Below are 24,962 nucleotides of genomic sequence, written 5' to 3'. Positions count from 1 at the left end.
TTGACCCTCACCTAAGGGGTGAAGAGAGAAGATGAGTTAATTAGTTGATTCAAACGGAAAGCAACAAAATGGCTGAATAAAGCGATATAAAAACAATAATAACAGTTTCTGCAAAAACAGCTCTGAGAAAAGAGAAAAACTGTATGTACAATTTCACAACCAATTAAAAATATAGGGCAAAGAAAAGAAATGGCTAGCAGCTAAAAATGAGGAGGCGGCATGACAGAATGAAGCAGGCAAAGCATATTGTTCGCAAACAAATAAAAGAAAAATTAAATCTATTAACGAAAGAAGAGCATATAAAATTATCTAGGGAAATCGCTGGGGAATTATTGGCGGATCCTCTATTTATGCAAGCAAAAAGCATTGGCATTACAATCTCGAATTTTCCTGAAGTAGATACATATGAAATTATTCACCGTGCATGGGAACTGGGGAAAACAGTAAGTGTGCCAAAATGTTTGCCAAAAACCAGAGAAATGGCATTTCGAAAACTGACATCCTTTCATCAACTAGAAACTGTATATAGTGGTTTGCATGAGCCGATAGAAAAGGTCACAGAGGAAACAGCACCTAAAGAAATAGATTTATTAATTGTTCCAGGACTAGGCTTTACAACAGAAGGATTTCGGCTTGGATTTGGCGGAGGCTATTATGATCGCTATTTAATGAAGTATGCTGGAAAAACATTATCCCTAGCATTTGAAATGCAGCTTATGACTGATTTGCCGATAGAAACTCATGATTTGCCAGTTGATAGAATAATTACAAATAGAGGGGTATATATCCCAACATGATTACCTTCTTATATATGCTGATCATTTTTTTTGTAGTTGTATCGGCAAAAAAAGTTCAATTTTTGAATAGCAGCGGGAGTATTGCTGCATTTTTTGTAGGCATCTGTATTGCTTTAGGATTAGGGTATAAAGGATTATTGCTTTTAGGCGCTTTTTTTCTGTCATCTAGTCTTTTATCAAAGTACAAAAAAAGCCAAAAAATTATGATGGAAGAAAAGGTGGAAAAGGGCAGTGAACGAGATGCTTTTCAAGTACTGGCAAATGGTGGAGCGGCATCTTTTGCAAGTCTTGTTTATCTCGCTACAAATGAATCGCTTTGGATATATCTATTTGCGATTTTCATTGCAGCGTCTAATTCTGATACATGGGCATCAGAAATTGGCACATTAAGCAAAAAACAACCGCTTTCTATCAAAAACTTCCGTTTGGCAGAAACGGGCACATCTGGAGCAGTCAGTGCACTTGGTACAGCTGCAGCTATTTGCGGTTCCTTTTTTATTGCAGTATGCACTTTTTTTCTTTTTTCTATATCGGTAAAAGAGATGATAATTATTGGCATCTTTGGGTTCGTTGGAAATTTATTGGATACATTATTAGGTGCTTTGCTGCAAGCTGAATATCAATGTAAAGTATGTGAAAAAATGGTTGAGAAAAAAATCCATTGTGGGAAAAAAACAGTCAAGCGTAAAGGATTTACCATTTTAAATAATGATATTGTCAATATTTTATCAGGAGTATTTGCCGCATTGTTAGCACTTTTTGTTCTTTTGTAAATTCTAGCTAGAATAAAAATTGTATGGATAAAATTTCACTTTTTCTCCAAACTAAGTGGTAGGAGGGATGAAAATGCCGAAAATTTTCTCCATTTTGCTAATCGGATTAAGCGGATATTATCTGCTGAAAAAACGCTATCGTATTTTAAATACGGTTTTAAAAAGCAGATTATTGCGCAAATATTTAATAAAATTTGCAATGAATTTGCCCGGTTTGCGCAATCAAATGATGAGCACTGTTTTTTCAAAACCAACGAGCTACTGAAAAAGGCCTTTTTGGTCTTTTTTTTATTGGACCTGTTAGTGATTTTAGCACAAGCATTTACTTTGTAAAAAGTGGTTTATTTAAAAAATTCATTGCTTGTTGAATAAGATGAAAAAAGTTTTAGAATTACTGAGCAGGCTGAATACATGCAGACTCCTGCGGGAATAAAGAGACAGATCTGGACTCCTCGGAAAGCGAAATGTATTTATCCTGTGCATTAAATAGTAGCAAATTATAGGAGAATAGCCTGAAAAACACATTGTAATAGGAAGGCAGCAAATTAAAAAGCAGAAATTTGCTGCCTAAGAATAATAGATTCCCCGCTTTTAGTGGTAAATTCAACTAAAAGATGATCTTTGGCGACAAGAATAATAGGAATCGTGCTGCCGATTGGATCTATTATATCTCCATTTGCTGTTCTAATTCCTAGGAAATAATTTTTATATAGTCCTTCCATTAGTTGTCCGATAATTTTTGCTGTTTGTTTTTGAGTAAAACCTTTTAGTGGCTCTTCGTTAAATTTTTCAAAGTCTGTCAATAAAAGCTGAAGGGGATATTGTTCAAGTGGCAGCTGATTTTTTTTTATGCTTTGATTGAAATAATAATAAAGATATTCTTTTGTCTGAGAGTCTAGAAGTTTTTTCCACTCTTTTTCATCTTGATTTTTTACATTTTGAAAAACTTTTGCTTGATTATCATATTTTGAATTGACTACATACAAGAAATCATATGTTATTTTTTGCGAACTGAAGATGCGCTCATTTTTATCATGAATTTCTGCATAATGGAAAGAAATTGCTTCGAATTTTTTACTTTGCTTTTCAACAACTGTTTTCTTTTCCGATAATTCCATTGTATTTTGTTTCCATTCCCCCATTTTGCTGACAAGTTTGCCGTTTGCATATAATAAACTCATATTTTGTCTTAAATAGGCACGTTTATTAAGATTGGATGTGGTCTCCCATTCGATGCTGTATTCATCATATCTTTGATTCTGAAGTCGAATGGAAGTCTCTGCTTTTGGAAAGGAGACGGTTGGGTCAATTGGAAAATACGTAATGCTCTCTTTTGCAATCTGATTTTGCTGAAATACATAAAATACAGAAATAAGAAAAGCTAATGACAAGCTTAATAATATGAAATCTCTTTTCATTTCCATTCCCCACTATAAATGTTTTCGTGTGTACGGTTATTTATTAAAAAGAAGTTGCCGTTTAAAATAGAATAAAAACTTTACATATTATATGATGGATAAGCTTTATTCATGTTTGCTGTTTTATCCTTTACTTACGGTCCATCGATCCGAACCTAAGGGGGGATAAGAGAAAACTCCAATGATTGAAGTTTTATTTTTATTTTTTTGCTCTGTAACAAGTTGTTCGAAATTTCAGGGAAAAATTATTTGATGAAAAAGACAATCTTGAGGAAAAGGAAAAATTGTTTTATACTAAAAGTGAAAACGATTTAAATGGATTAAGCTCTGTTAATCTATTTAAATAAAAAGAACTGATAGAGGGTTAAAATGAAAACAATTTATGACATACAGCAATTTTTAAAACAATATGGAACAATTATTTATATTGGGGATCGAATTGGTGATTTAGAGTTAATGAAATCTGAAGTAGAAGAGCTGCACAGATCTCAATTAATAGATAAACAAGAATTTGAATCCGCATTATTTTTATTAAATCAAGAAATTTTGCATCTTAAAGAAGACAGAGAGAAGTAAGGGGAGAAGAGTATGGAACAGAAATGGGTTATTGGTGTTGATTTAGGCGGAACAACGGTAAAAATAGCTTTTTTAACAACAGCTGGTGATTTAATAGATAGTTGGGAAATTCCTACAGATAACTCTGAAGAAGGCAAAAACATTACAATAGATATCGCCAAGTCGATTGAGGAAAAATTAAATAAATGGAATCACTCGAAACAAGAGGTAGCAGGTGTAGGGATGGGAGCGCCTGGTCCATTTGATTATGAAACAGGAATTATCTATAATACAGTCAATTTGGGATGGCCAGATAATTTCCCCCTAAAAGAGCGATTAGAAGCAGAATTAGGCTTGCCTGTTATTATCGATAATGATGCAAATTGTGCTGCTTTAGGAGAAATGTGGAAAGGTGCAGGGGCTGGAAGCAAAGATTTAGTATGTGTGACCCTTGGTACTGGTGTAGGCGGCGGTGTAATTGTGAATGGGGATATCGTTCAAGGCGTAAAAGGAGCTGCCGGAGAGATTGGCCATTTAACATCCGTGGTAGAAAATGGTGCACCATGCAATTGCGGAAAAACTGGCTGTTTGGAAACAATTGCATCGGCAACGGGAATTGTAAGAGTAGCAAAGGAATTTTTAGGAGCTGCCAAGGAAGCTGGTGAACTTCAAGAAATCTTAAATGAACAAGGAACTTTTACTGCAAAAGATGTCTTTGATGCAGCAAGAAATGGGGATAAGGTTGCTTGTGATGTAATTTCTTATATTGCCCAGCATTTAGGATTAGCATTAGCGAACATCGCCAATACATTAAATCCAGAAAAGATTGTCTTAGGCGGAGGCGTGTCTAAAGCAGGTGATGTGCTTTTAAAACCTGTAGAAGAATATTTTAAAGCATATTCTTTTAAGAGTGTGGCACAGTCTACTAATCTAGATGTCGCTACATTAGGAAATGTAGCAGGAGTAATTGGTGCAGCATGGTTGGCAAAAGCATAAAAAATAAATAGATTAAAAAAAGGATCTCACTAACATTGTTTTCTGCTTTCTGAAACAGTTTTAGTGCAGATTTTTTTTGTTTGGAAGGAAAATGGTGTTTTTTATAAAATGGAAATTATTTCATAAAACATAAAAAATGAAACCTTTTTATTAGTTATTCGTCTATATATTAGGAAATAATATATTATAAATTTTTATTATGAAAATAAAATGAAAAATATATGAATTTTTTATAAAAAATATAAAGAGAAGAAAAAGGATGAGAAATAGGGGGATTTATGAGTGTTGATTGCAAATAAAAAATGGCCAGGTCTGTCTCTTTTGACTATTGCCATACTATTAATTTGGTTAAAGACAAATATTGTATATGAGACAAGTTTTGATATCAAAATTGAAAATGGCATACAGCAGTTTATTTTATGGATTAATCCATTAAGTTCATTGCTGTTTATTTTTGGCATCAGCTTGTTTTTAAAAGAAAAACATCAAAAAAGATATATATTAGGATCAAGTATTTTTTTAGGAATAATTTTATATGCAAATGTTGTATTTTATCGAATCTATACGGATTTTTTAACATTGCCTCTTTTGTTTCAAACAAGTAATATGAGTGATTTAGGAAGCAGTGTGAAGGAACTTGTTTCTTGGACAGATATGTTCTATTTTGCTGATATTATTATTTTAGCTGTTTTGATTAAAAAGAGTCCTAGTTTTATAAAGTATCCAACTTATACAAGATGGGCCAAAAGAATATTTTATCTAGCAGCTGCAGGGTTTGCCTTTTTCAATTTAAGTCTTGCAGAAACACAGCGTACACAGCTTCTAACCAGAACATTTGATAGAGAAATATTAGTGAAAAATATCGGTGCTTATAATTACCAATTATATGATTTATTTTTGCAGACGAAATCTTCTGCCCAAAGAGCATTAGCAGATGGCGGTAAATTAACCGACATTGTCAATTATAATGCTGCCAACTATGCAGCGCCTAATCAAGACATGTTTGGAATTGCTAAAGGAAAAAATGTTATACTAATCAGCTTAGAATCTACCCAAAGTTTTTTAGTAAACCGGGAAGTAAACGGGGAAGAAATAACGCCATTTTTAAATGATTTTATTAAAAAAAGCTACTATTTTAATAATTTTTATCATCAAACAGGACAAGGGAAAACATCTGATTCAGAGTTTATCGTGGAAAATTCGCTGTATCCACTAAGTCGAGGAGCTGTCTTTTTTACTCATTCTGGAAATGAGTATCGTGCAACACCAGAAATTCTGAATGAAAATGGTTACTATACAGCAAGTTTGCATGCAAATAATAAGAGTTTTTGGAATAGGGATATTATGTATCAAAGCTTAGGTTATCAGCGTTTTTATGAAATAGAGGATTATGATGTAAAGGAAGAAAATTCCGTTGGTTGGGGATTAAAGGATATTGACTTTTTTGAACAGTCTATTCAACATTTAAAAGAAATGCCGCAGCCGTTTTACAGTAAATTTATTACATTAACAAATCATTTTCCTTTTGTTTTAGAGGAAGAAGATAAATTTATTGAGCCTCTTACAACAGGAAGCAAAACCTTAAATAATTATATTCCAACAGTACGTTATCAAGATGAAGCACTAAAACAGTTTATTCAACAGCTAAAAGAGGAAGGGATTTATGATAACAGCATAATTGTTATGTATGGAGATCATAATGGCATTTCAGAAAATCATAATAAAGCAATGGGAGAATTATTAGGAGAAGAAGTTACACCATTTGTAAGTACACAATTGCAGCGTGTTCCCTTTGTTATTCACATTCCTGGGGAAAAGGGGAAAACCATCTCGACTGTTTCAGGTCAGGTGGATATTAAACCAACACTTCTTCATCTATTAGGAATTGATACGAAAAATGATATTCAATTTGGATCTGATCTCTTTTCTAAAGACAAAAAAGAATTTACCGTTTTGCGTGATGGCAGCTTTATTACAAAAGATTATGTATATACAAAGGAAATTTGCTACGAGAAAAAGACCGGATATCCAGTAGAAAAAGATTTGTGCACTCCTTATATAGAACAAGCAAATGAAGAATTGGATATTTCTGATTCCATTATATATGGAGATTTGCTGCGATTTTATACAGTGAATGATGGAAGGCTGGAAATAGAAGATGTAGAAGTAGAATAATTTAATCGCTTTGTTTAACTCCGAATCAAAATCAAATGGAGTTAAACAAAGTTTTTTTTGCTATTAGATCCATTATGTAAAGAGGCAAACGAAAGTTTTTCCTTATAAAATGTATTTTTGCATGCTGTTTTTCATAGTTATTAATGATGGAAGGAGTGGTATCGGTGGAAGTGAAAATAAGACCAGGTGATACATTATGGTATTATAGCCAACTATTTAGGATTCCATTAAATTTAATTATAGACAGCAACCCTAACATAAATCCGAATTCTTTAACAGCAGGGCAGTCTATCATTGTACCAGGCTTCACCATGCAAACTATTCAAGTGAAACAAGGAGATTCTTTATGGAAGCTTGCTGGTGCAAGAAATATTTCGGTTGACAGTTTATTATTATTGAATCAAGATTTAATTCCTAATAAGCTAACAATCGGTGCAAGCATAAAGGTCCCCAAAAGAATTATCACCAAACTAGTCAATGGCAAAAAGCGATATGATTATGCGGCATTAGCTAGAGATATAGAAGCATTAAAAAAAGCTTATCCCTTTATTAAAATTAATCTTATAGGGGAGAGTGTACGAAAGAAATCTATACAGGAGATACGAATAGGAAAAGGCAGCAAAAAAGTGCATTTTAATGGATCTTTTCATGCAAATGAATGGATCACGACTCCAATTTTAATGTCTTATTTAAATGAATATTTATTATCATTAACAAATGGAACGGCTATAAGAGGGATGAAGACGTTTCCTTTTTATCAATCCATCGATTTATCCATTGTTCCAATGGTTAATCCAGATGGTGTAGATCTTGTATTAAATGGACCGGACGAAAGCAGTCGAGAGCAAGTAATAGCGATAAACGAAGGAAGCACGGATTTTACAGGCTGGAAGGCAAATATTAGAGGAATAGATTTAAATAACCAATATCCAGCGAACTGGGAAATAGAAAAAGAACGCAAAAAACCGAAAGTGCCGGCCCCGAGAGACTATCCTGGCGATGCTCCGTTAACGGAACCAGAAGCACAAGCGATGGCAGAGCTTGCACAAAAGGAAAAATTTCAGAGAGTTCTTGCTTTTCATACGCAAGGAAAAGAGTTTTATTGGGGATATGAAGGGCTGGAGCCTCCTGAGTCAAAAGTGTTGGCAAATGAGTTTGCCAGAGTAAGTGGATATGAATCTATTCAATATGTAGATAGTCATGCAGGTTATAAAGATTGGTTTATTCAAGAATTTAGAAAACCTGGTTTTACTATGGAACTAGGTAAGGGAATCAATCCACTTCCATTATCCCAATTTGACGAAATCCATAAAGATGTAATGGGAGTTTTTTTAGCGGCACTTTATATGTAAACCGTTGTGAACTGTTTATTTTTCAAAGGATGCTAGAAAACAAAAAAATAAATAAAAGATTATGTAAAGCCGGCCTGTTTCGGCTTTTTTATGTTACTATTCAATATAGCTGACCATTAATTTGAAGGATATAGAAGGTGTGGAAAATGAGTTGCTTAATCAGGGGGAAATCAGCATATCTTGTTCTTTTATGTTTTCTTTTGACCCTTGCAGTAGTTGGATGTACAGATAAACAGAAAAACATCAAAAATAATAAAAAAGAAAAAGATGCAGTATCAGAGGGAAAAACGAAAAATACAATTTTCCCTATAAACAATAAGAACGGTGATCTTATTCAGGTAGCAGGTTGGCTTAGTAGAGAGTCTATCGCTTATATAGCAAAAAAAGGAAAAGTCTATCAGTTATATGAACACCAATTATTAACAGGAAAAGATAAACTGCTCTATCAAGGTGATAAAGAAATAGTCACTGTTGAAATAAGCCCTGATTTGCAAAAGACATTGATTTATACCAACTCTTTAGAAGGGGGAGAAATTACTATTATAGATAGTAGCGGCAACACCCTTTATACAAATTCCCTTGCTAGCTTTGAGGCAGAATTTGTCTGGAACCCCTTTACTAATAATGAACTAGTAGTAACTACATTTAAAGAGGATTGGAGCAGCAATGTTTTCCTTTTAAAAGTCAATGAACAAAAGCTGATAGAAGAAGCTGCTATAAAACCATTTTCACAATGGCTCAATAAAGAAGAACTGGCATATATCAACTGGCAAGAACAAGATTCGGAGTTTCAGTCTCCTCTTCAAACAATTAATCTTCAAACAAAAGTAGAAAGTGTCCATAGTTTACCAAAAAGCTATTCTTTTTATGCTGCAAAAGAAGCTATTGTTACTATATCTACTGATGATGAAAAAAGGGAGCAGGCATTGTATACTTTTTATAATCAACATTTTCAAAAATACACAACGGTGTCTATGCCTCGGCTCGCTAAATTTAATGATTGGTTTGTCCCTTATTTTGCTATAAATAATGATAAATTTTATACATTTGTCCCAAAAGAAAATGGAGATATCGAAACATATAATAAAGGATTTTCTTTTGTTTCTTTTGATATAAAAAATGGATTGCAAAAAAATATAGGGAAACAATTATTGGAAAATGAACCGATTTCCTTGTCGCCAAATGGCCAATGGTGTTTATATGGATATTATTTTGAAAAGTTAGTGAATGTTGATACAGGGGAAATACAATCATTAAGCGCAAAAAGTAATGAATGATAAGCATTAAAAGAGAGCGGAGACTCTTTTGGATGAAAAGTTTGAGAAACAACTTGAAATATGACAAGATAGAGAAAGAATGGCTAGCGAAGATTCATGTTTATTCTTACCTGTTAGCAAAATAAATAAAGGAGTGAAATAGAAGAATGGCAATAGTAGATGTAACCGTAATACCAGTAGGAACAGAAACTCCCAGTGTAAGTGCATATGTTGCAGATATACAGAAAGTGCTGAAAAGTTATGAGGAAAAAGGAGAAATTCGTTTTCAGCTTACACCAATGAATACAATTATTGAAGGGGAACTGCCTAAATTATTTGAAGTAATTCAAGCAATGCATGAAGTTCCTTTTGCAAAAGGTTTAGTACGCGTCTGCACTAACATAAGAATTGATGATCGCAGAGACATTACACGAAAAATGGAAGATAAAGTGGATCGAGTAATGAGTTATTTAAATAAATAAAGAGAGGAAGAAGAAGATGGAGTATAAACAAATTCCCCTTGGCCCTATTCAGACAAACTGCTATCTCGTTTGGAATGAGGAGAAAAACTGTTTGGTTATTGATCCAGGAGCGAACAGCCAAAAGTTAATGGCAATAATCGCAGATCTTGAATTAACCCCCACAGCGATTTTGCTTACTCATGGGCATTTTGACCATATTGGAGCATTAGAGGATATTCGAATTCATTATAGTATTCCAGTATACATACATGAAAAAGAAGATGAATGGCTTATTGATCCTGTATTAAATGGCAGTACGCAATTTCGGTTGCCCACTCCAATTGTTGCAAAACCAGCGGATTATTATTTAGATGAAAATCCAAGCATGACGGTTGGGGATTTTACCTTTGAAGTGTTTGAAACGCCTGGCCATTCTCCTGGCAGCGTCACTTTTTATTTTAAAAAAGAAGGAATAGCATTTGTAGGGGATGCACTTTTTTATGAAAGCATTGGCCGTACAGATTTAACAGGAGGAAATCAGCGGACATTGCTTAATAGCATTCATGATAAGCTGCTAACATTGCCTGAGGATACTATTATTTTATCAGGCCATGGCAGAAGTACAACTATTGGACATGAAATGGATTATAATCCTTTTATAAATGGCTTTTAATCTCCAAACGATAGAAGCTCTATTTTCTTCATAATCATTGAATGGAAAATAGAGCTTTATACGCAGTAAAGGGATAAGTGTTTTTTAACTAATTAGGTGATATCAATGATTGGAATTGATGCGGATAGAGATGATTTAGCCTAGAAATAGTTTACTGAACGGCTGTTCGATATGCGCAATGATGACAGCCGGCAAGCATATTTTGTTTTTCCACTAATTGTACATCTTCGAACAGTGCCTCAAACATTCCTGTGAAAAATTGCTGATGCATCATGCAGACATTTTCTTTATGATCTTTTGCTACTTCTTTGTATGGACAGTTGTATATTTCAAAATACAAGGATGTTTGGTCATCGCTCCATTCTAATGCAGGCAGCTGTCCTGTCATTAAACTGGCATTCTGCAAAATTCGCAGCTTATCACCTTTTGAAAGCAGGTCAGCATTTTTGGTATATTGAACGAGTTCTTGTTCCATCATTTCCTTGCCAAATTTTTTGCCTGTTTCATATAAGGCTTTTTTTCCTTCTGGGCCGAGCTTTTCCATTGTCTGCAGCAAAATTTTGCTTAATAATTGATAGTCTCTAAAAGGAAAGCTTAGTTGGATAACTTCATTAGAAAGGCGATATAATCTGCTTGGACGACCACCTTTTCCTGTTTTTTTTGTTTCTGAATGAAGCATTCTTACATCTTCTAGTTTTGATAAATGCAGACGAGCTACATTTGGATGGATTTCAAATTCATCCGCAATTTCTTGCACGGTTACATCTTGATGACGATTTGTTATATATTGATAGATATAAAATCTTGTTGGATCTGATAATACATTTGTTACTTTTAATGTACTTTCCATCATTTGTTGCCCCTTTATGTTTATTTTTTCTACATTATAATATAGCAATCTACCATAAACACGGTAAAAACTATAAGTTTATAAAAAGTTCACAACTTCCAGATGAAAAGTTCATTAAATATACATATTCATCATTTTAATTATGAACATAGTTTAAAAGTGGAAAGTATATAGGGGCTATAATAAAGAGGAGTTTTTTACGAGGCTTTTTATATATGATGGTTTCAAAATGAAAATGGATAGAAAAAGCAGTTTATTTGCTTTTTCTATCCATTTTTTCTTCTGTAAACGAAGAAGTTTTTTTATTGTTACTGGGCTAGCTGGATTCGAACCAACGAGTGACGGAGTCAAAGTCCGTTGCCTTACCGCTTGGCTATAGCCCATTAAAATCTAGTACATAAAATAGTATGTATCGCTTTTCTTTTTTTATACATTGTATATCATGTGAAACTGCAATCAGACTTTTGCAGGAAAGTTTATTTTCACCTGAATTTTTTGTTTGTTATCATCACTCCTTAGGTGGAGGAATCCTGTTAATGAGGGCTAAATTTTTTTATGCATATTTTTACATAGATGCTTGCAAGTGGGGGATGCTAATTATAACTTCCAGATGAAAGGTAGCAAAAATGAACATTAGTATTTATATATTTTTTTTATTGAATATTTTTGTTTTAGGGTGGTATCTGCATATTGAAAAAGTAATGGCACCTCTTGTTAGAATAGGCTGCTATTTGATCAGTTTTATCTTTGTGCATGATTGGACAAATATATTAGCAAGTAATCTAAATTATTTAGAACTTCCCAATAAATTGAGTCTAAACTTAATATTTGTTATGAATAAGGTTATTCTATTGCCAATTGCTTCTATATTGTTACTGGAAGTATTTTTACAAGAAAAAAATTATGTCAAAAAAATAATAGTAATTATTATTGGTACATTGATTATGGTTTGTTTAGATTATTCAAACAGCTGGTTGAAGATTATTCAGTATCACCACTGGGGAATGGAAAAATCACTTCTTCTATGGTTTTGTTTTGGGAATTTGCTGTATGGACTGCTTCATCTGTTTATTTATCTTGAAAAGAAGGAGAATCCGTAAATAGGTATGTTCTTATATTTACCAGAAAAATTTGATGAGAATGAATGGTTTATTATTATTTCGTTTCTGATTGCCTGTATCATTATTTGGATATTGCCGAAAAGGTTTCCGACAATTGTTACAGTTTTATTGTTTCTTTTCATAAGTGCGGTCTCTAAATTAGTGGATTATATATTGTCTGGTTCCTTTAAATTTGATTTATATGATTTTAATGATTCCAATAAATATGAGTTATTTGATTCTATTCTGCAATGGCTTCTGTATCCCACTATCGGCTATATCTTTGTTTATTGGTATGATTATTGGAAAGCTAAGGGAAGAAATCATTTATTTTTAATGGTGGTAATTATTATTCTATCGACTTTATATGAAGCTTTTTCAGTAAAATGCCATGTGTTTTACTTTAAGGGCTGGCTTAGTTATTTTTCTGCAGGGTTTTATAGTTTTGCTTTTCCGTTGACTATTGTTTACCATCATCTGTTGAATAAGTGGTGGTATCAGAATAGATCTTCTCGTATAAAAAACTGTATAGAATAAGTGTCCTGACAAAAAAATTAGAAAGGATTTACATATGAAAAAAGCAAATTGCATCCTTATTAGCTGTTTTTTATTATTGATAGGGAATATGAGGGTATATGCAGCATATTCTCCTGATGAATTTTATACAAACTTAGGTATCCATGAATATAAAGAATATACAGGTGCTGCTACCAATATAAGAAAAAGATTATTAGGGAAAGAGCTAAATAATTTTTCAAAAGAATTTGGTGGTTATTCATTTACGGTTGATTCTCCAAATGATGAATATTATTTTTTCGCTTCGGTTTTGGATACTTCGCAGATTATTATAAAAAAATATGCTATTTATACTCCAGAGGGAAAAAGGGTAGAATTCGGCTTTAATCGGCAAGCCAAAAAAGCAAGTGGATTTAAAGGCTGGGATAAACCGCTTGATGATACGGAATTATTCAACAAAAGAGAAAGAAATATAAAATAAAAATGTTAAAAAATATATGTGAATATTTAACAAAAAACTATCCATTATCATGAAAATTGGATAGTTTTTTGTCTATTTAAATAGGTATTTGTTTTATTTCTTCTATTATACAGTTTTGAGCTTGATCTGGAAAAAGTTCAAGTTTTGTTTTTCTTAGAAATACAATTGTTTTTTGTCAGAAAGTTTATTATTATAAGAAAGGTATTTGGGCATGGATACAACAAGATCGTAGTTCACTAAGAAGCCGGGTTGCAAAAATTACAGCCGCTGAATTTTTGGTAAATAAAAAACGTAATCCATTCCTATCGAAGAGAAGACTGCTTTTGATTATTGCAAGGAGGAAATGGAGAAAATGACAAATGAAAAATTAAGCAGGGGACTAGAGGCACGTCATATACAAATGATCGCTCTAGGGGGAACGATTGGCGTTGGTCTATTTATGGGATCGGCGAGTACAATAAAATGGACTGGTCCATCTGTGATGCTTGCTTATGCGATGACAGGGGTGTTTATTTTTTTTATTATGCGTGCAATGGGAGAAATGCTTTACCTGGAGCCAAGTGCAGGTTCCTTTGCTACGTTTGGCCATAAATATATCCATCCATTGGCAGGCTATATGACTGCATGGAGCAATTGGTTTCAATGGGTTATTGTTGGAATGTCAGAAATTATTGCCGTTGGAGCGTATATGAAATACTGGTTTCCTGATTTGCCAGCATGGATACCAGGCGTTATTGCATTAGTGATTTTAGGTTTAGCAAATTTAATTTCGGTCAAATCGTTTGGCGAATTTGAATTTTGGTTTGCTATGATAAAAATTGTCACCATTATTTTAATGATTATTGCAGGATTGGGTCTTATTTTATTTGGGATCGGCAATGATGGCAATGCTATTGGATTTTCTAACCTCTGGAAAAATAACGGCTTTTTTACAGGAGGATGGACTGGATTTTTCTTTGCCCTTTCTCTTGTTATAGGAGCTTACCAAGGGGTGGAACTGATTGGGATTACAGCTGGAGAAGCAAAAAATCCTAAAGAAACATTAAAAAATGCCATTCAAAGCATTATTTGGCGGATTTTAATTTTTTATATTGGCGCAATTTTTGTTATTGTAACAGTGTACCCATGGGATGAGCTGCAATCAATTGGCAGTCCATTTGTAGCAACATTTGCAAAAATCGGCATTACAGCTGCAGCGGGCATTATCAACTTTGTTGTTATTACAGCAGCAATGTCTGGGTGCAATAGCGGAATCTATAGTGCAGGGAGAATGCTTTATACCCTCGGAATGAATGGACAAGCACCTAAGTTTTTTACGAAACTTTCTTCTAATGGAGTTCCGCTATTCAGCACATTTGGTGTGCTGATTGGTTTAGCAATTGGGGTAATTTTAAGTTTTATCGCACCAGAAAATCTATTTGTTTATGTATATAGTGCAAGTGTGCTTCCTGGAATGGTTCCATGGTTTGTTATTCTAATCAGTCAAATCAGCTTTAGAAAAGCAAATGCGGAAAAAATGGCGGATCATCCATTTAAAATGCCTTTTGCACCATTCACCAACTATTTAACGATTGCCTTTTTAATTTTTGTTTTGATTGGAATGTGGATAAACGACGATACAAGAATGTCTCTTGTTGCAGGAATTATCTTTTTAAGTATAGTAGTCGCAAGCTTTTTTGCTTTTGGCATTGGAAAAGGTGTTCCGATAGATAAGGATATTAATAGGAAAATGTAAAGTTTGGTGGATTCTTGTAGAAAAGAACATAAGACTAAAAAATATTCCGAAAAAAAATAAGGCTAATAAAAAATTAGTGTTTTTTATCTTCGTATTGGATGTGCTGTGAAGAGAGGTTGGGACACAACTAATTAGATAATCTGTAAAGACGAATAATCTCTACCTTTCGCTTTAAAATAAAGGCTAGTTTCGCAATCTTGGTTACTTGTGTTTATAAGTCAAGTGTAAAAACTAATTCGTTCCATTGCGCTACAGACACTCCCTTTCCGCGGGGAGGAAGCCCGAGCCTCCTCGGCACGCCTGCGGGGTCTTCTATTTCCCGCAGGAGTTGAGTGTCCTCCGCTCCATTCTACTTCTTTTTTAAAGGTTGTTATCTAAAACCATTTAAAAAAATAGAAAAAATTAATTATTCAGGCTGCGGCAATAACAATAAACTTTACTGAAACCACCCTTTTAAAAGCTTAAAAACGAGCAATTATATGTAATTACCATATAATTGTTCGTTTTTATTTTCAACTGGAATACTTATGTCCCAGCCTTCCGATAAAACAAAAAGACGACAAAAGGGCTGATTAAAGGAAAACTTCCATTGCTTTCACATATTTAACAAGTATTCCTTGATTAACTAGCAAAAAGCTTTCTTATATTTACAGAGGATTTGAAGGGAACAATTTATTTCTTGTTTGGAGAGGTGCTTATTCGTCTTTTGGAAAGCAAATAGTAAGTCTTCAAAAAAGGAATTCCATTTGTTTTACACTTTCCTTTTTCAGTGTACCTAAAAGAAACAATTGTAATAGTCAATTTTGCTTTCATAGATTATTTTATTGAGTTAAATAGAAATATTTATAATTTATAAAAGGAAGTATCATAAAATGTGAATTTTGACAAATTGATGAACTTTCTTCAAAAATATTTCGAAAAAAAAAAGGAAAAGCAGGTGTTGAAAGAAATTTGTCGAAATAGTCAGTAAATAAATGAAAGGTGGTGCACCATGTCAAGTGGTATCAATTGAAGCTTTAGCTAACCGCATTATTCGGGAGGCGGTGGAAGATGATGCAACAGATATTCATATTATTCCAAAGCCCCAAGAATCGCTGCTCCAATTTCGCATTTCCAATAAACTCCACACCAAATTACTCCTTCCTCCTAAACAGTGCGACAAATTAATTTCGCATTTTAAGTTTACAGCCTCTATGGATATTGGAGAAAGGAGGCGGCCGCAAAATGGCGCTTATTCCTTTAAACTGAAAGATCAAAAGATAGGCTTGCGCTTTTCTACCCTGCCTTCTGCTCCCCACGAAAGTTTAGTTATTCGGATTCTTCAAGAGAAAAATGACATCCCCATCCACTATATTAGTCTTTTTCCAGAAACCTCAAGAAAACTCATCGCATTATTAAAGCATGCTCATGGGCTTGTGATTTTCACAGGTCCAACTGATAGCGTTACGCAAATACTAATAGAACAAGACGTTTGTAATAAGCACCAAATCTTTACCTGCCTTTGCTTTATCAGGTCTTACTGGTGGTTGTGGAATTAATTTATATTCTATTTTTCTAATAAATTGGGATATGAACATTCTTTTCTCTTCTTTGGTGAGGTAGGAAAAACTTTTGTTGAAGGTAACTACGATGTCCTTTATTGCGTTTAAATCGATACGATAAGGCACTTTAATTTCTTCGAGTTTGTTTTTTAATTCATCATGTAAATCCTTTGTTTCAATCATTCTTTTTTCAAATTCATCATCACTAATTAAGTCAGCTGCCCATGCACGCTGATATTTTTCTCTTTTTCTTTCAATTTGTTGAAGTTGTATTCTTAAATCATTGCCCTCATCTTTTTCTTCTTCAATCTCTATACCATTTAATTCTATATTTTTCATATATTCATTCAAAGCGTTTAAAAAACGATATTCTCCAATCGTTTTCATTGTTCTTCCTTCTCTATAACAAGCTTGGCATTTATATACTGCATTTTGAAGTTCTGAGCCATCTTTTCTTTTTTTTATATATCGATTAACTGATAATGGTTGTGAGCATTCGTGGCAATATATCACACCTTGAAATATATATTCAGTTTTCACTTCTCTTCTATAATGCTTGGTCCTATCTTCAAGCATTTGTTGAAGTTTTATATATTGATTTTTAGAAATTATTCCCTCGTGTGTATCTTCATATACTTCATCATTCCATCTTGTAGCACCGTATAGAGCAGGATTTCTTAATACTCGTAAAACTCCTTGCGCATGCCAGGTGCGATCATGGTTTGTTTTGTTTAAGTATGAGGCCAATTGGTTTGCTGACATACCTTTTTGGATTTTATCCACCATGTCTAAGACTGTTTTAGTTTGATTGTTTTTTATTAATTTTTCATCCTCGGATAAATCGAAACCATAAGGTATTGCACCAACTCGTTCTCCACCAGAAACTTTTTTCTTTAAGGCCATCTTAACCCTTTCAGATAAATTTTCTGTTTCCCATTGTGCAAGTAAAGCAACGAGTCCTATAAACATTCTTCCCATAGCGTTAGAAGTATCATATATTTCTGTAGCTGACTTAAAAGAGCATTTATTTTCATCTAAAAATTGCAACATATTATATAAATCGGATACAGACCTTGTAAAGCGATCTAGTCGATAAACTAATATCGTGCTGATTTGTCCATTTTTCACGTGTTCTAATAATTGATTTAGTTGTGGCCTATTAGTGTTTTTACCAGTTATTCCTTCATCAATATAGTATTTATAATCATTCCATCCTTGGGCAGCGCAATATGCTGTAAGACGTTCTTTTTGTGCTCCAATGGAGTAACCTTCATTTGCTTGTTCTAACGTTGAAACTCTTATATAAATACCAACTGTCACAAAGAATTTCTCCTTTCAAAAAAAGATGGTACACTTTGTCCATCTTTTGGTTAAAAATTTACTACTACTTTTTTTAATTTGCCGATTATACGGATATTTTTATTTTTATCAAGTACGATAGGAGGATAATTAGGATTTTCACTTTGAAGAATAACATTTTCTCCAGATTTATAAACTTTCTTTAATACAGCTTCATCTCCAATACAAACAGCAGCTATTTCTCCATTTTCTATTTCATTTTGTTTTCTTATTAAAAGTAAATCTCCGTCCATAATACGAGCATTAACCATGCTATCTCCTTTAGCGCGAAGATAAAAATACTCTCCACCATTTAACCAATCTGCAGGTGTAGGTTCATACCCTTCAATTTCGTCGAAAGCTAAAACTCCATTTCCGCATGAAATTTTACCTACTATAGGAAGATCTTTTACTTGAGACATTACTTTTTGCATCATTATTGGTGTTTTTCCGGTTCCTGTATCCATTTTAATTAATGCTGATCGATTAAAACTTGGATCTATTTCTGATTTATGTACTCCGAATGCTTCGGAAAGTTTTTCTACGTTTCCTGGATTGATTAAAGTCTTGCAATTTATGTAATCGGATAGGGTACTCTTAGAAATTCCTGATTTTTCACTAGTTTTTATTTGAGTCCATCCATTTAATTTCATTAACTTTTTTATGTTTTCGGATATTTCCTTTTTTAATGGTAAATCTCTATCTAACAACACGTTCCCCTCCTTAACTTATAAGCAAATTATATCCGAAAAAATACGGAAAGTAAAGAATAAATCCGAAAAAACTCGAAATATAATATCTGTTTTTTAAATAACAATTATTAAAATTCCGAGAAAAATCGGTTGACTTTCCGAAATAACTCGGATATATTAGAATCAAGCCGAGGGAACAAGGAGGTGAGATGATGATAAAAATCACTTTAAAAGCTGCAAGAGTTAATGCTGGTTTAAAGTTAACGGAAGCTGCTGATCTCTTTGGTATCAATAAAGATACTCTTTCTAAATATGAGAAAGATTCATCTAATGTACCAAGATCCTTTTTCATTAATATCGAAAAGTTTTATAAGATTCCGGTTGAAAATATTTTTTTTGGTCCTCAATCCGATTTTTTTCGGAAATTAAAAAGCGCATAAAGGAGGATATGTGTGAATGAAGTAAAAGTTACTCCACCTTCAATCAGCGATGAAACTATGAAAGAAATGAAAAAGTTCTTTATGAAAACATCAATTCCTAGAATCATCGCTGAGGAATTGGAAAAACAAAAAAAAAACAAGGAAGTGGGCTAATGAACAACTTTCAAAAAGCAGAGATGTTACTTCAATTCGCTGGGGAAATGTTAATGAAAAATCGCCTACATATTGCAACGTGGGCCACTAAGCAAAGTCATAAATATTATCTGATGCAGGTGAAGGGAGGGGTGAAGTAAATGGACTTTCAAGAAAAAATTAGTGATGAAAAAAGAGTGGAGAATATAAAACATCAAACGATGATTAGCCATTTAGGTGTTCATCCGTCTGCTCAATTATCCAAATCAGACTTTGATTTTCTAATTAAACAAGCAGAGAAATTGGAATGGATTAAAAAAGCTATTCAGGTATGCAATGAAGAAAAATTATCACCACAAGAACTAGCGATTGTTTTAAGTAAATAACCGACAACAGTCGGTACTCTTTTTAGCCATAGCGCGAAAAAAGACGAAAAGAAATAGGAATATTTGAAGGAGGTGATACATAGTGAGAGAGATTAAGTTGCAAGGATTTATCGATAATCCTATTCATGGTAAAGGTTGTTTCCCTGTTAAAAGCATTAATTTTTTCCCTTTGGTTGTTGAGTTAGATCTTCCAGAAGGAGTAGTTAGCTTTTTTGAAGGAGAAGTGAAATTAAGAAGCTTCACCGGCCTAAAAGATAAAAACGGTATAGAGATTTATGAAGGGGATATTTTAAATATTTCAGATAGAGAAGGCGATAACCAAGTTGTTTATTTCCAAGAATGATTTTATTGTACAGATGAATTTGCTTTATTCGAATTAACAAGAAGTGAAAGTCGAACTTTTGAAGTCATTGGAAACATCCATGAAAACCCTGAACTATTAGAAAAGGAGTGAAAATGATGATTGGCAAAGTAACGGTTTGGAAAATGACTGAGGAAGAAAGATTAGCTTTTATTAAGAAGTATCCAATTGTTCCAACTGAACCACCTAAAGGTTCTTCCCTTGCAAATATCGGTGAAAGAAAGCGTAAAGAAGCTAGTGAAAATGGAGCAAGAAGAACAAAGGAAAGATGGGAGAAACTTAGTCAAATTGAATAATAAAAGGAGTGGTTCATAGTGAGCAAAGAACTTCTTAAAGCTGTTTCTGACGGTGATCTACACATCAAGCTAGAGGGTGTAGAACATTCAACTAGTCTTCGGGAAATAATCACAGTTGGTCAAATGTTAGAAAGGAATGATGAATGAAATGAATGCAGCAGAAATGAGAAAGAAGTCAACGGAGAATCGCTATAAAGTAGCAACTGCTAATTTAGAACAATTTATTAATGGAACAAATGAAAATATCAAAAGCAAAGCAAGCGATGGTCACTTTAGTTATATGACTCCCATTCCTAATGAACCACTTTGGAACGAATATGAATGTACAGAGTCAGTCGCTAATTACTACAGAAATAGAGGATTTAAAGTTACTGTTGATAATTACAATTTCAAAAGAACAATGATTATCTCTTGGCTTGAAGAAGGAGATGAAAACATTGAGCATTGAACATCCAATGATTACTCAAATCAATGCTACTGGCTACCCATCTAAAGATGTGGAACCAAAAGAAATTGTTGGTAAAGATTATTTCGGTAATAAAATTTATGCCGGTGATGATGTTGTTGAATATGAAGGGAAAACAATTCTCGCTGATAGTTTGGATGATTACTTGATTGAAGTATTGGGGTTTGAATTTAAAAAGGCAGAATAAAAGACCCACTTGGCGGAGTGGATCTAATAATTATGAGCAACCTCAAATAATCGTAATCACATTTTATGTTAAATACTTTGGAAAATCAAGGGGGAGGTTATAAATTGCCATTCTTTTTCACAGGTAATAAAACAGTATATAGTTCTGAAAATCCTAAGTTAGAGCAGTTTTATAGCTTCTTAGAAAAATATAGTAGTAATTTTAGCGGAAGTAAGTTTTATGAAGAACTTTTAAATATGTATCAGAAATTAGATGAAGAATTAAAGGAGGAAAAATAAGTGAACGAACTATCTCAACAATTTAACCAGCAACAACAACCAAGTGTTTTAGCACAATCATCTAGCAGTCGTGAAATGGAGGAAGTGAAAGGTCAAATCTTTATGGCCAAACAATTTCCACGCAATATTTTTGATGCAGAGAAACGCATTTTAGATAACTGCAAACGTCCTGCATTAGCAGAACAAGCAGTATATAGCTATCCGCGTGGAGGAACTAAGGTTGAGGGGCCATCTATAAGATTGGCTGAGGTAATAGCACAGAACTGGGGTAATTTATCCTTTGGTGTAAAAGAACTGGAACAACGCGCCGGTGAATCAGTGGCCATGGCTTATGCGTGGGACCTAGAAACTAATGTTAGACAAGAAAAGATATTTACCGTTAAACATATTCGAGACAAAAAATCAGGTCCACAAAAGTTAACTGATCAACGTGATATATACGAAATAGTGGCAAACCAAGGATCACGTAGAATGAGAGCCTGCATTTTAGGTGTTATACCTGGCGACATTATAGATCAAGCAGTTGAAGAATGTAACAAAACACTATCAGGGCAAAATACAAGTCCTTTAAAAGACAGAATAGGAAATGCACTCAAAGCTTTCAAAGATAATCATCGTGTAACCCAAGCAATGATTGAATTACGTTTCGGTTATAACGTAGATTCATTCACTGAAAGAGATTATTTAGATTTAATTAAAATTTTCAACTCATTAAAAGACGGCATAAGCAAAGTGGAAGACTGGTTCGAAAAAGGTTCTACTAACAAAAAAGAAAGTGGCAGCTCATTAGCTGAATCCTTTAAGGAAGAGGTGAAATCAGAAGATGCCAAAGAAGAAAAAACTCCAGTTGAACAGAGAGAACTATCATTCGATTGAAGCTGACCTTGAATATATGTCAGTTTCCCAGTTTAAAAGCTTTGTAGAGTGTGAAGCACGTACAATGGCGAAGTTGAAAGGTGAATATAAGCCAGCTGAATCAAATGCTTTGCTAGTGGGTTCTTATGTACATGTAGCTTTTGAAGGTACAGAAGCATATGGGGATTTTATTGAAAAGAATAGTAAAGCTATCTTTAATTCCCGTGGTAACAAATATGCTGACTTTGAAAAAGCAGACCAAATGATTAAAACCATTCTTGAAGATCCATTCTCCATGTTTGCTTTACAAGGGGAAAAAGAAGTCATTTATACAGCAGAACTTTACGGGGCACCTTGGAAAATAAAAGTGGATTCCATTAATCATAATCGCTTTAACTTTTCTGATTTAAAGACCACGCAGGACCTTCATAAAAGGTACTGGAGCAATAAATATGATGGCTGGGTATCTTTTATTGAAGCATGGGATTACATCCTACAAATGGCACTATATCGAAAGGTTATCGAAGTAAATACAGGAAAGATGTACAAACCGTATATTGTGGCTGTTACAAAGGAAAATCCACCTAATAAAGCTGTTTTACATTTTGATGAATCGCGTTTCGGATTTGAATATGAATATATCGAAATGAAAATGGAACGTTTTTTGCAGGTGAAACAAGAGAAAGTGGCAGCAGTGAATTGTGGGAAGTGTGATTATTGCAGGTCCATAAAAAAGCTTTCAGACACGATGGAAATAGGCGCTTTGATTTATGCATGACAATGATGTTCCTACTCATGTTGTCCTGCCAGAAAGACTGTGGAAGGAAGCTAAGGATACGGAAGATCTTAAAAGGCTTATCTTGCAATATATGCAGCGTTATTCGCACCTTAAAGTTAAAAATGTGCATAACGGAATGGCAATTTGTTATAGGAAGTAGGTGAGACAATGCCCGAAACCTTTTATTTTCCAGTACACACGGGACTCCTTTCACCTCAGCATAAAGAAAATATAGGTAATGCCTTGTGGGAGTTTCTCTGGATGATCGCTAAGACCACAAAAGAAGTGAAGGATGAAGATGGAGAAACTTGGGGCATTGTTCTTGGTGGTAAACCTATTAAGCTATCTGAAATTGCTGAGGAAATCGGTAGTAGTGAACGAACTATCCAAAGGAACATAGTCAGGTTAAAGAAATTTGGATATATAAAAGCAACCAAAGCACCTTATGGTGACATTTTTAAAGTGAAAAACTCTAAGAAGTTTTATAAAAACAGACACGACAAATCTGTCGTACCTGATAGCAAGAGACACGACAAAAGTGGCATGTCTCTTGAGGAGAGAGACGACAAATATGGCATGTCTGAACCGAGAGACACGACAGATTTGGTAGAGAGACACGACAAAAGTGGCATGTCTAATAAGATAAAGAAAGATAAAGAAATAAAAGATATAAATAACAACAACAAGATAAAAAAGAAAAATGAGGATGTTGATATGAAACATAATCCAATTACTGAATATGAAAAATCATTCGGATTTCCACCAGCAATATTAATTCAAGAATTTAGCTTCTGGATAGATAGTGAAGAATCGTTTTTTCAAGAACCGGAAGCAATCATTTGTGAAGTGATTAAGCAGGCTAGAAAACAGGCTCCAAGAAATGCTGCAAGTTATGTGAAGGCCATTATCAAGAAATATCACGATATGGAACTGTATACCTTAGAAGCCGTCCAAGAGTATAACAAGAAGTTTGAAGAAAAACGGAATGGTGGTGGTCAGTATGGCAATGGATTTAGCCACAATACTAAGCAGGCTACAGGAACGAGTGAAACCGAATCAAATGGAACTCCAGTTGGGCGTGTCAGAAGAAGGGAAGTATAAATGCTCTGTTTGTAAGGACAAGCAGTTAATTATCTATCGAGTACACAAGGATACAGAGTGGAAAGAAGAAACCCTTAATGTGAAAGGAAATATCGAAACTAGATTAGTTCCTAATGAAATGGTTTTAGAAGATGATTTTTTAGCTGGCAAGATTTGTGGTCCAGAACAAGCATGGGAATGGAGAAGTACCTATTCCAAGAAATGCAATTGTGTGAAAGCTGTTAAAACAAACAGAATCCTAAAATCAAGTGAGATAACAGAAGCCTTTAAACGAAAAGGGTTTAAGAGTTTTCTAACAGAAGGGAAACCGCAAGTAATCAAAGATGCTTACGATTGTGCAGTGGAATATTATCAGAACTTCCGAGAAATCAGAAATACAGAAAGAAACAGCATGGCTCTCCTTGGCAATCCAGGCTCAGGGAAAACCCATTTGTTAACTGCTTTATCTAATAATCTGATGTCTAAAAAGCAAATTGGTGTTTTGTACTTCCCTTATGTAGAAGGATTCACGGATTTAAAGGATGACTTTAATAAATTGCAATCAAAACTAGATCGGATGAAGAAAGTGGAAGTCCTGTTTATAGACGATTTGTTCAAACCTTTTATGGTCCAAGCTGGCCAAGGGAAGATCAAAAAGCCAAGAGCGACAGAATGGCAGGTAGAAATGACTTATGAGGTTATTAATTACCGTTACAACAATATGCTGCCATTTCTTATCTCGTCTGAATTAAATACCAGTGAATTAAGGGGAGTAGATCCTGCACTTGCAGATCGAATCATTGAAAGGTGTAGCGATTTTACGGTGAATATTACTGGTTTAGAAAAAGAGTTGAATCATAGATTGCGAGGAATCGAGAATGTGTAGCATATGCGGTGGAAAACGTGTTTTGCGGTTGATAGATAGCTATTCCATAAGAACAACACCTTGTCCCTTATGTCCTCCTGAAACGGCTGAAGAACGAGATAAAAGGTT

31 protein-coding genes, 1 tRNA gene and 1 pseudogene are annotated in these 24,962 nt (G+C 33.9%); 28 read left to right on the top strand and 5 right to left on the bottom strand.

Annotated features, from left to right (window positions below):
• Positions 1–227: 227 nt before the first annotated feature.
• The 3 genes from NCCP28_RS03230 (at position 228) to NCCP28_RS03220 (ending at position 1,835) form a co-directional block, all read left to right on the top strand.
• The gene (locus NCCP28_RS03230; RefSeq protein ID WP_248559948.1) at positions 228–797 is read left to right on the top strand and encodes a 5-formyltetrahydrofolate cyclo-ligase; all 570 of its coding nucleotides are present in this window, start codon (positions 228–230) and stop codon (positions 795–797) included.
• Positions 794–1,570 (top strand): DUF92 domain-containing protein, encoded by a 777-nt coding sequence (locus NCCP28_RS03225; protein WP_248559947.1) that lies wholly within the window; start codon positions 794–796, stop codon positions 1,568–1,570. The genes NCCP28_RS03230 and NCCP28_RS03225 overlap by 4 nt, the downstream gene beginning before the upstream one ends.
• 73 nt (positions 1,571–1,643) lie before the next feature.
• Positions 1,644–1,835, top strand: coding sequence for a hypothetical protein (locus tag NCCP28_RS03220; protein ID WP_248559946.1), 192 nt, complete (start codon positions 1,644–1,646; stop codon positions 1,833–1,835).
• A 280-nt stretch (positions 1,836–2,115) separates the two neighbouring features.
• Here the strand turns inward: NCCP28_RS03220 and NCCP28_RS03215 are convergent, their stop codons facing one another.
• Complete coding sequence (locus NCCP28_RS03215; protein WP_248559945.1) at positions 2,116–2,988, bottom strand: hypothetical protein; 873 nt, start codon at positions 2,986–2,988, stop codon at positions 2,116–2,118.
• Between the two features lie 369 nt (positions 2,989–3,357).
• On the opposite strand from NCCP28_RS03215, the gene NCCP28_RS03210 reads away from it, so the two are divergent.
• The 7 genes from NCCP28_RS03210 (at position 3,358) to NCCP28_RS03180 (ending at position 10,456) form a co-directional block, all read left to right on the top strand.
• Positions 3,358–3,564: a YqgQ family protein gene (locus NCCP28_RS03210; protein WP_248559944.1), complete on the top strand. Its 207-nt coding sequence runs from the start codon at positions 3,358–3,360 to the stop codon at positions 3,562–3,564.
• A gap of 12 nt (positions 3,565–3,576) precedes the next feature.
• A complete protein-coding gene (locus NCCP28_RS03205) occupies positions 3,577–4,539 on the top strand; it encodes an ROK family glucokinase (RefSeq protein ID WP_248559943.1) in 963 nt (320 codons plus the stop codon).
• Positions 4,540–4,827: 288 nt separating this feature from the next.
• Complete coding sequence (locus tag NCCP28_RS03200; protein ID WP_248560285.1) at positions 4,828–6,714, top strand: LTA synthase family protein; 1,887 nt, start codon at positions 4,828–4,830, stop codon at positions 6,712–6,714.
• Positions 6,715–6,878: 164 nt separating this feature from the next.
• A complete protein-coding gene (locus NCCP28_RS03195) occupies positions 6,879–8,066 on the top strand; it encodes a M14 family metallopeptidase (RefSeq protein ID WP_248559942.1) in 1,188 nt (395 codons plus the stop codon).
• 146 nt (positions 8,067–8,212) lie between these two features.
• A complete protein-coding gene (locus NCCP28_RS03190; RefSeq protein ID WP_248559941.1) occupies positions 8,213–9,343 on the top strand; it encodes a YqgU-like beta propeller domain-containing protein in 1,131 nt (376 codons plus the stop codon).
• Between the two features lie 146 nt (positions 9,344–9,489).
• On the top strand, positions 9,490–9,804 hold the full coding sequence (locus tag NCCP28_RS03185; RefSeq protein ID WP_248559940.1) for an MTH1187 family thiamine-binding protein: 315 nt from the start codon (positions 9,490–9,492) through the stop codon (positions 9,802–9,804).
• 16 nt (positions 9,805–9,820) lie between these two features.
• Positions 9,821–10,456 carry an MBL fold metallo-hydrolase gene (locus tag NCCP28_RS03180; RefSeq protein ID WP_248559939.1) on the top strand — a complete coding sequence of 212 codons (636 nt, stop codon included), beginning with the start codon at positions 9,821–9,823 and terminating at the stop codon, positions 10,454–10,456.
• Positions 10,457–10,607: 151 nt separating this feature from the next.
• Here the strand turns inward: NCCP28_RS03180 and NCCP28_RS03175 are convergent, their stop codons facing one another.
• Together NCCP28_RS03175 and NCCP28_RS03170 are read right to left on the bottom strand one after the other, a co-directional pair.
• A complete protein-coding gene (locus tag NCCP28_RS03175) occupies positions 10,608–11,306 on the bottom strand; it encodes a helix-turn-helix transcriptional regulator (RefSeq protein ID WP_248560284.1) in 699 nt (232 codons plus the stop codon).
• 311 nt (positions 11,307–11,617) lie between these two features.
• Positions 11,618–11,689: transfer RNA gene (locus NCCP28_RS03170), tRNA-Gln, on the bottom strand.
• A 243-nt stretch (positions 11,690–11,932) separates the two neighbouring features.
• Between NCCP28_RS03170 and NCCP28_RS03165 the strand changes: the two genes are divergently transcribed.
• The 5 genes from NCCP28_RS03165 (at position 11,933) to NCCP28_RS03145 (ending at position 16,676) form a co-directional block, all read left to right on the top strand.
• Complete coding sequence (locus NCCP28_RS03165; protein ID WP_248559938.1) at positions 11,933–12,406, top strand: hypothetical protein; 474 nt, start codon at positions 11,933–11,935, stop codon at positions 12,404–12,406.
• Between the two features lie 6 nt (positions 12,407–12,412).
• Positions 12,413–12,943, top strand: a complete 531-nt coding sequence (locus NCCP28_RS03160) for a hypothetical protein (protein ID WP_248559937.1) — start codon at positions 12,413–12,415, stop codon at positions 12,941–12,943.
• A gap of 34 nt (positions 12,944–12,977) precedes the next feature.
• Positions 12,978–13,403: a hypothetical protein gene (locus NCCP28_RS03155; protein WP_248559936.1), complete on the top strand. Its 426-nt coding sequence runs from the start codon at positions 12,978–12,980 to the stop codon at positions 13,401–13,403.
• A 352-nt stretch (positions 13,404–13,755) separates the two neighbouring features.
• The gene (locus NCCP28_RS03150) at positions 13,756–15,138 is read left to right on the top strand and encodes an amino acid permease (RefSeq protein ID WP_248559935.1); all 1,383 of its coding nucleotides are present in this window, start codon (positions 13,756–13,758) and stop codon (positions 15,136–15,138) included.
• A 998-nt stretch (positions 15,139–16,136) separates the two neighbouring features.
• Positions 16,137–16,676, top strand: a complete 540-nt coding sequence (locus NCCP28_RS03145) for an ATPase, T2SS/T4P/T4SS family (RefSeq protein WP_248559934.1) — start codon at positions 16,137–16,139, stop codon at positions 16,674–16,676.
• Here the strand turns inward: NCCP28_RS03145 and NCCP28_RS03140 are convergent.
• Positions 16,593–17,999: a recombinase family protein gene (locus NCCP28_RS03140; RefSeq protein ID WP_248559933.1), complete on the bottom strand. Its 1,407-nt coding sequence runs from the start codon at positions 17,997–17,999 to the stop codon at positions 16,593–16,595. The genes NCCP28_RS03145 and NCCP28_RS03140 overlap by 84 nt on opposite strands.
• Before the next feature lie 50 nt (positions 18,000–18,049).
• On the bottom strand, positions 18,050–18,727 hold the full coding sequence (lexA, locus tag NCCP28_RS03135) for a transcriptional repressor LexA (protein WP_248559932.1): 678 nt from the start codon (positions 18,725–18,727) through the stop codon (positions 18,050–18,052).
• A 191-nt stretch (positions 18,728–18,918) separates the two neighbouring features.
• On the opposite strand from lexA, the gene NCCP28_RS03130 reads away from it, so the two are divergent.
• From NCCP28_RS03130 to NCCP28_RS03075, 13 genes and pseudogenes are all read left to right on the top strand, one after another.
• Positions 18,919–19,149: a helix-turn-helix transcriptional regulator gene (locus tag NCCP28_RS03130; protein ID WP_248559931.1), complete on the top strand. Its 231-nt coding sequence runs from the start codon at positions 18,919–18,921 to the stop codon at positions 19,147–19,149.
• A gap of 12 nt (positions 19,150–19,161) precedes the next feature.
• Positions 19,162–19,302, top strand: a complete 141-nt coding sequence (locus NCCP28_RS03125; protein ID WP_248559930.1) for a hypothetical protein — start codon at positions 19,162–19,164, stop codon at positions 19,300–19,302.
• A gap of 140 nt (positions 19,303–19,442) precedes the next feature.
• A complete protein-coding gene (locus tag NCCP28_RS03120) occupies positions 19,443–19,667 on the top strand; it encodes a hypothetical protein (RefSeq protein ID WP_248559929.1) in 225 nt (74 codons plus the stop codon).
• A gap of 82 nt (positions 19,668–19,749) precedes the next feature.
• Positions 19,750–20,121 (top strand): annotated as a pseudogene (locus tag NCCP28_RS23725) (YopX family protein).
• 2 nt (positions 20,122–20,123) lie between these two features.
• The gene (locus NCCP28_RS03110) at positions 20,124–20,324 is read left to right on the top strand and encodes a hypothetical protein (RefSeq protein ID WP_248559928.1); all 201 of its coding nucleotides are present in this window, start codon (positions 20,124–20,126) and stop codon (positions 20,322–20,324) included.
• Between the two features lie 18 nt (positions 20,325–20,342).
• A complete protein-coding gene (locus NCCP28_RS23565; RefSeq protein ID WP_282579519.1) occupies positions 20,343–20,471 on the top strand; it encodes a hypothetical protein in 129 nt (42 codons plus the stop codon).
• The gene (locus tag NCCP28_RS03105; protein ID WP_248559927.1) at positions 20,461–20,772 is read left to right on the top strand and encodes a hypothetical protein; all 312 of its coding nucleotides are present in this window, start codon (positions 20,461–20,463) and stop codon (positions 20,770–20,772) included. Before NCCP28_RS23565 ends, NCCP28_RS03105 begins: the two co-directional genes overlap by 11 nt.
• Positions 20,762–20,977: a YqaI family protein gene (locus NCCP28_RS03100; protein WP_248559926.1), complete on the top strand. Its 216-nt coding sequence runs from the start codon at positions 20,762–20,764 to the stop codon at positions 20,975–20,977. The genes NCCP28_RS03105 and NCCP28_RS03100 overlap by 11 nt, the downstream gene beginning before the upstream one ends.
• A gap of 104 nt (positions 20,978–21,081) precedes the next feature.
• The gene (locus tag NCCP28_RS03095) at positions 21,082–21,255 is read left to right on the top strand and encodes a hypothetical protein (protein WP_248559925.1); all 174 of its coding nucleotides are present in this window, start codon (positions 21,082–21,084) and stop codon (positions 21,253–21,255) included.
• The gene (locus tag NCCP28_RS03090; RefSeq protein WP_248559924.1) at positions 21,256–22,131 is read left to right on the top strand and encodes a hypothetical protein; all 876 of its coding nucleotides are present in this window, start codon (positions 21,256–21,258) and stop codon (positions 22,129–22,131) included.
• Positions 22,079–22,888, top strand: coding sequence for a PD-(D/E)XK nuclease-like domain-containing protein (locus NCCP28_RS03085; RefSeq protein ID WP_248559923.1), 810 nt, complete (start codon positions 22,079–22,081; stop codon positions 22,886–22,888). Before NCCP28_RS03090 ends, NCCP28_RS03085 begins: the two co-directional genes overlap by 53 nt.
• Positions 22,889–23,056: 168 nt before the next feature.
• Positions 23,057–23,989 (top strand): DnaD domain protein, encoded by a 933-nt coding sequence (locus NCCP28_RS03080; RefSeq protein ID WP_248559922.1) that lies wholly within the window; start codon positions 23,057–23,059, stop codon positions 23,987–23,989.
• Positions 23,949–24,854 (top strand): ATP-binding protein, encoded by a 906-nt coding sequence (locus tag NCCP28_RS03075; protein ID WP_248560283.1) that lies wholly within the window; start codon positions 23,949–23,951, stop codon positions 24,852–24,854. The genes NCCP28_RS03080 and NCCP28_RS03075 overlap by 41 nt, the downstream gene beginning before the upstream one ends.
• Positions 24,855–24,962 lie beyond the last annotated feature (108 nt).

The organism is Niallia sp. NCCP-28 (assembly GCF_023168165.1).
GTDB lineage: Bacteria > Bacillota > Bacilli > Bacillales > Cytobacillaceae > Niallia.
This window is presented reverse-complemented; position numbering and strand designations above follow the sequence as displayed.

Bases quoted from the DNA above. Each gene is read 5' to 3' on its own strand.
- NCCP28_RS03130 (WP_248559931.1), top strand. From the start codon at position 18,919: ATGATGATAAAAATCACTTTAAAAGCTGCAAGAGTTAATGCTGGTTTA.
- NCCP28_RS03080 (WP_248559922.1), top strand. From the start codon at position 23,057: ATGCCCGAAACCTTTTATTTTCCAGTACACACGGGACTCCTTTCACCT.
- NCCP28_RS03215 (WP_248559945.1), bottom strand. From the start codon at position 2,988: ATGAAAAGAGATTTCATATTATTAAGCTTGTCATTAGCTTTTCTTATT.
- NCCP28_RS03175 (WP_248560284.1), bottom strand. From the start codon at position 11,306: ATGGAAAGTACATTAAAAGTAACAAATGTATTATCAGATCCAACAAGA.
- NCCP28_RS03180 (WP_248559939.1), top strand. From the start codon at position 9,821: ATGGAGTATAAACAAATTCCCCTTGGCCCTATTCAGACAAACTGCTAT.
- NCCP28_RS03075 (WP_248560283.1), top strand. From the start codon at position 23,949: ATGGAACTCCAGTTGGGCGTGTCAGAAGAAGGGAAGTATAAATGCTCT.
- NCCP28_RS03155 (WP_248559936.1), top strand. From the start codon at position 12,978: ATGAAAAAAGCAAATTGCATCCTTATTAGCTGTTTTTTATTATTGATA.
- NCCP28_RS03210 (WP_248559944.1), top strand. From the start codon at position 3,358: ATGAAAACAATTTATGACATACAGCAATTTTTAAAACAATATGGAACA.
- NCCP28_RS03225 (WP_248559947.1), top strand. From the start codon at position 794: ATGATTACCTTCTTATATATGCTGATCATTTTTTTTGTAGTTGTATCG.
- NCCP28_RS03220 (WP_248559946.1), top strand. From the start codon at position 1,644: ATGCCGAAAATTTTCTCCATTTTGCTAATCGGATTAAGCGGATATTAT.
- NCCP28_RS03110 (WP_248559928.1), top strand. From the start codon at position 20,124: ATGATGATTGGCAAAGTAACGGTTTGGAAAATGACTGAGGAAGAAAGA.
- NCCP28_RS03150 (WP_248559935.1), top strand. From the start codon at position 13,756: ATGACAAATGAAAAATTAAGCAGGGGACTAGAGGCACGTCATATACAA.
- NCCP28_RS03185 (WP_248559940.1), top strand. From the start codon at position 9,490: ATGGCAATAGTAGATGTAACCGTAATACCAGTAGGAACAGAAACTCCC.
- NCCP28_RS03205 (WP_248559943.1), top strand. From the start codon at position 3,577: ATGGAACAGAAATGGGTTATTGGTGTTGATTTAGGCGGAACAACGGTA.
- NCCP28_RS03120 (WP_248559929.1), top strand. From the start codon at position 19,443: ATGGACTTTCAAGAAAAAATTAGTGATGAAAAAAGAGTGGAGAATATA.
- NCCP28_RS03190 (WP_248559941.1), top strand. From the start codon at position 8,213: ATGAGTTGCTTAATCAGGGGGAAATCAGCATATCTTGTTCTTTTATGT.
- NCCP28_RS03160 (WP_248559937.1), top strand. From the start codon at position 12,413: ATGTTCTTATATTTACCAGAAAAATTTGATGAGAATGAATGGTTTATT.
- NCCP28_RS03105 (WP_248559927.1), top strand. From the start codon at position 20,461: ATGATGAATGAAATGAATGCAGCAGAAATGAGAAAGAAGTCAACGGAG.
- NCCP28_RS03085 (WP_248559923.1), top strand. From the start codon at position 22,079: ATGCCAAAGAAGAAAAAACTCCAGTTGAACAGAGAGAACTATCATTCG.
- NCCP28_RS03230 (WP_248559948.1), top strand. From the start codon at position 228: ATGAAGCAGGCAAAGCATATTGTTCGCAAACAAATAAAAGAAAAATTA.
- NCCP28_RS03165 (WP_248559938.1), top strand. From the start codon at position 11,933: ATGAACATTAGTATTTATATATTTTTTTTATTGAATATTTTTGTTTTA.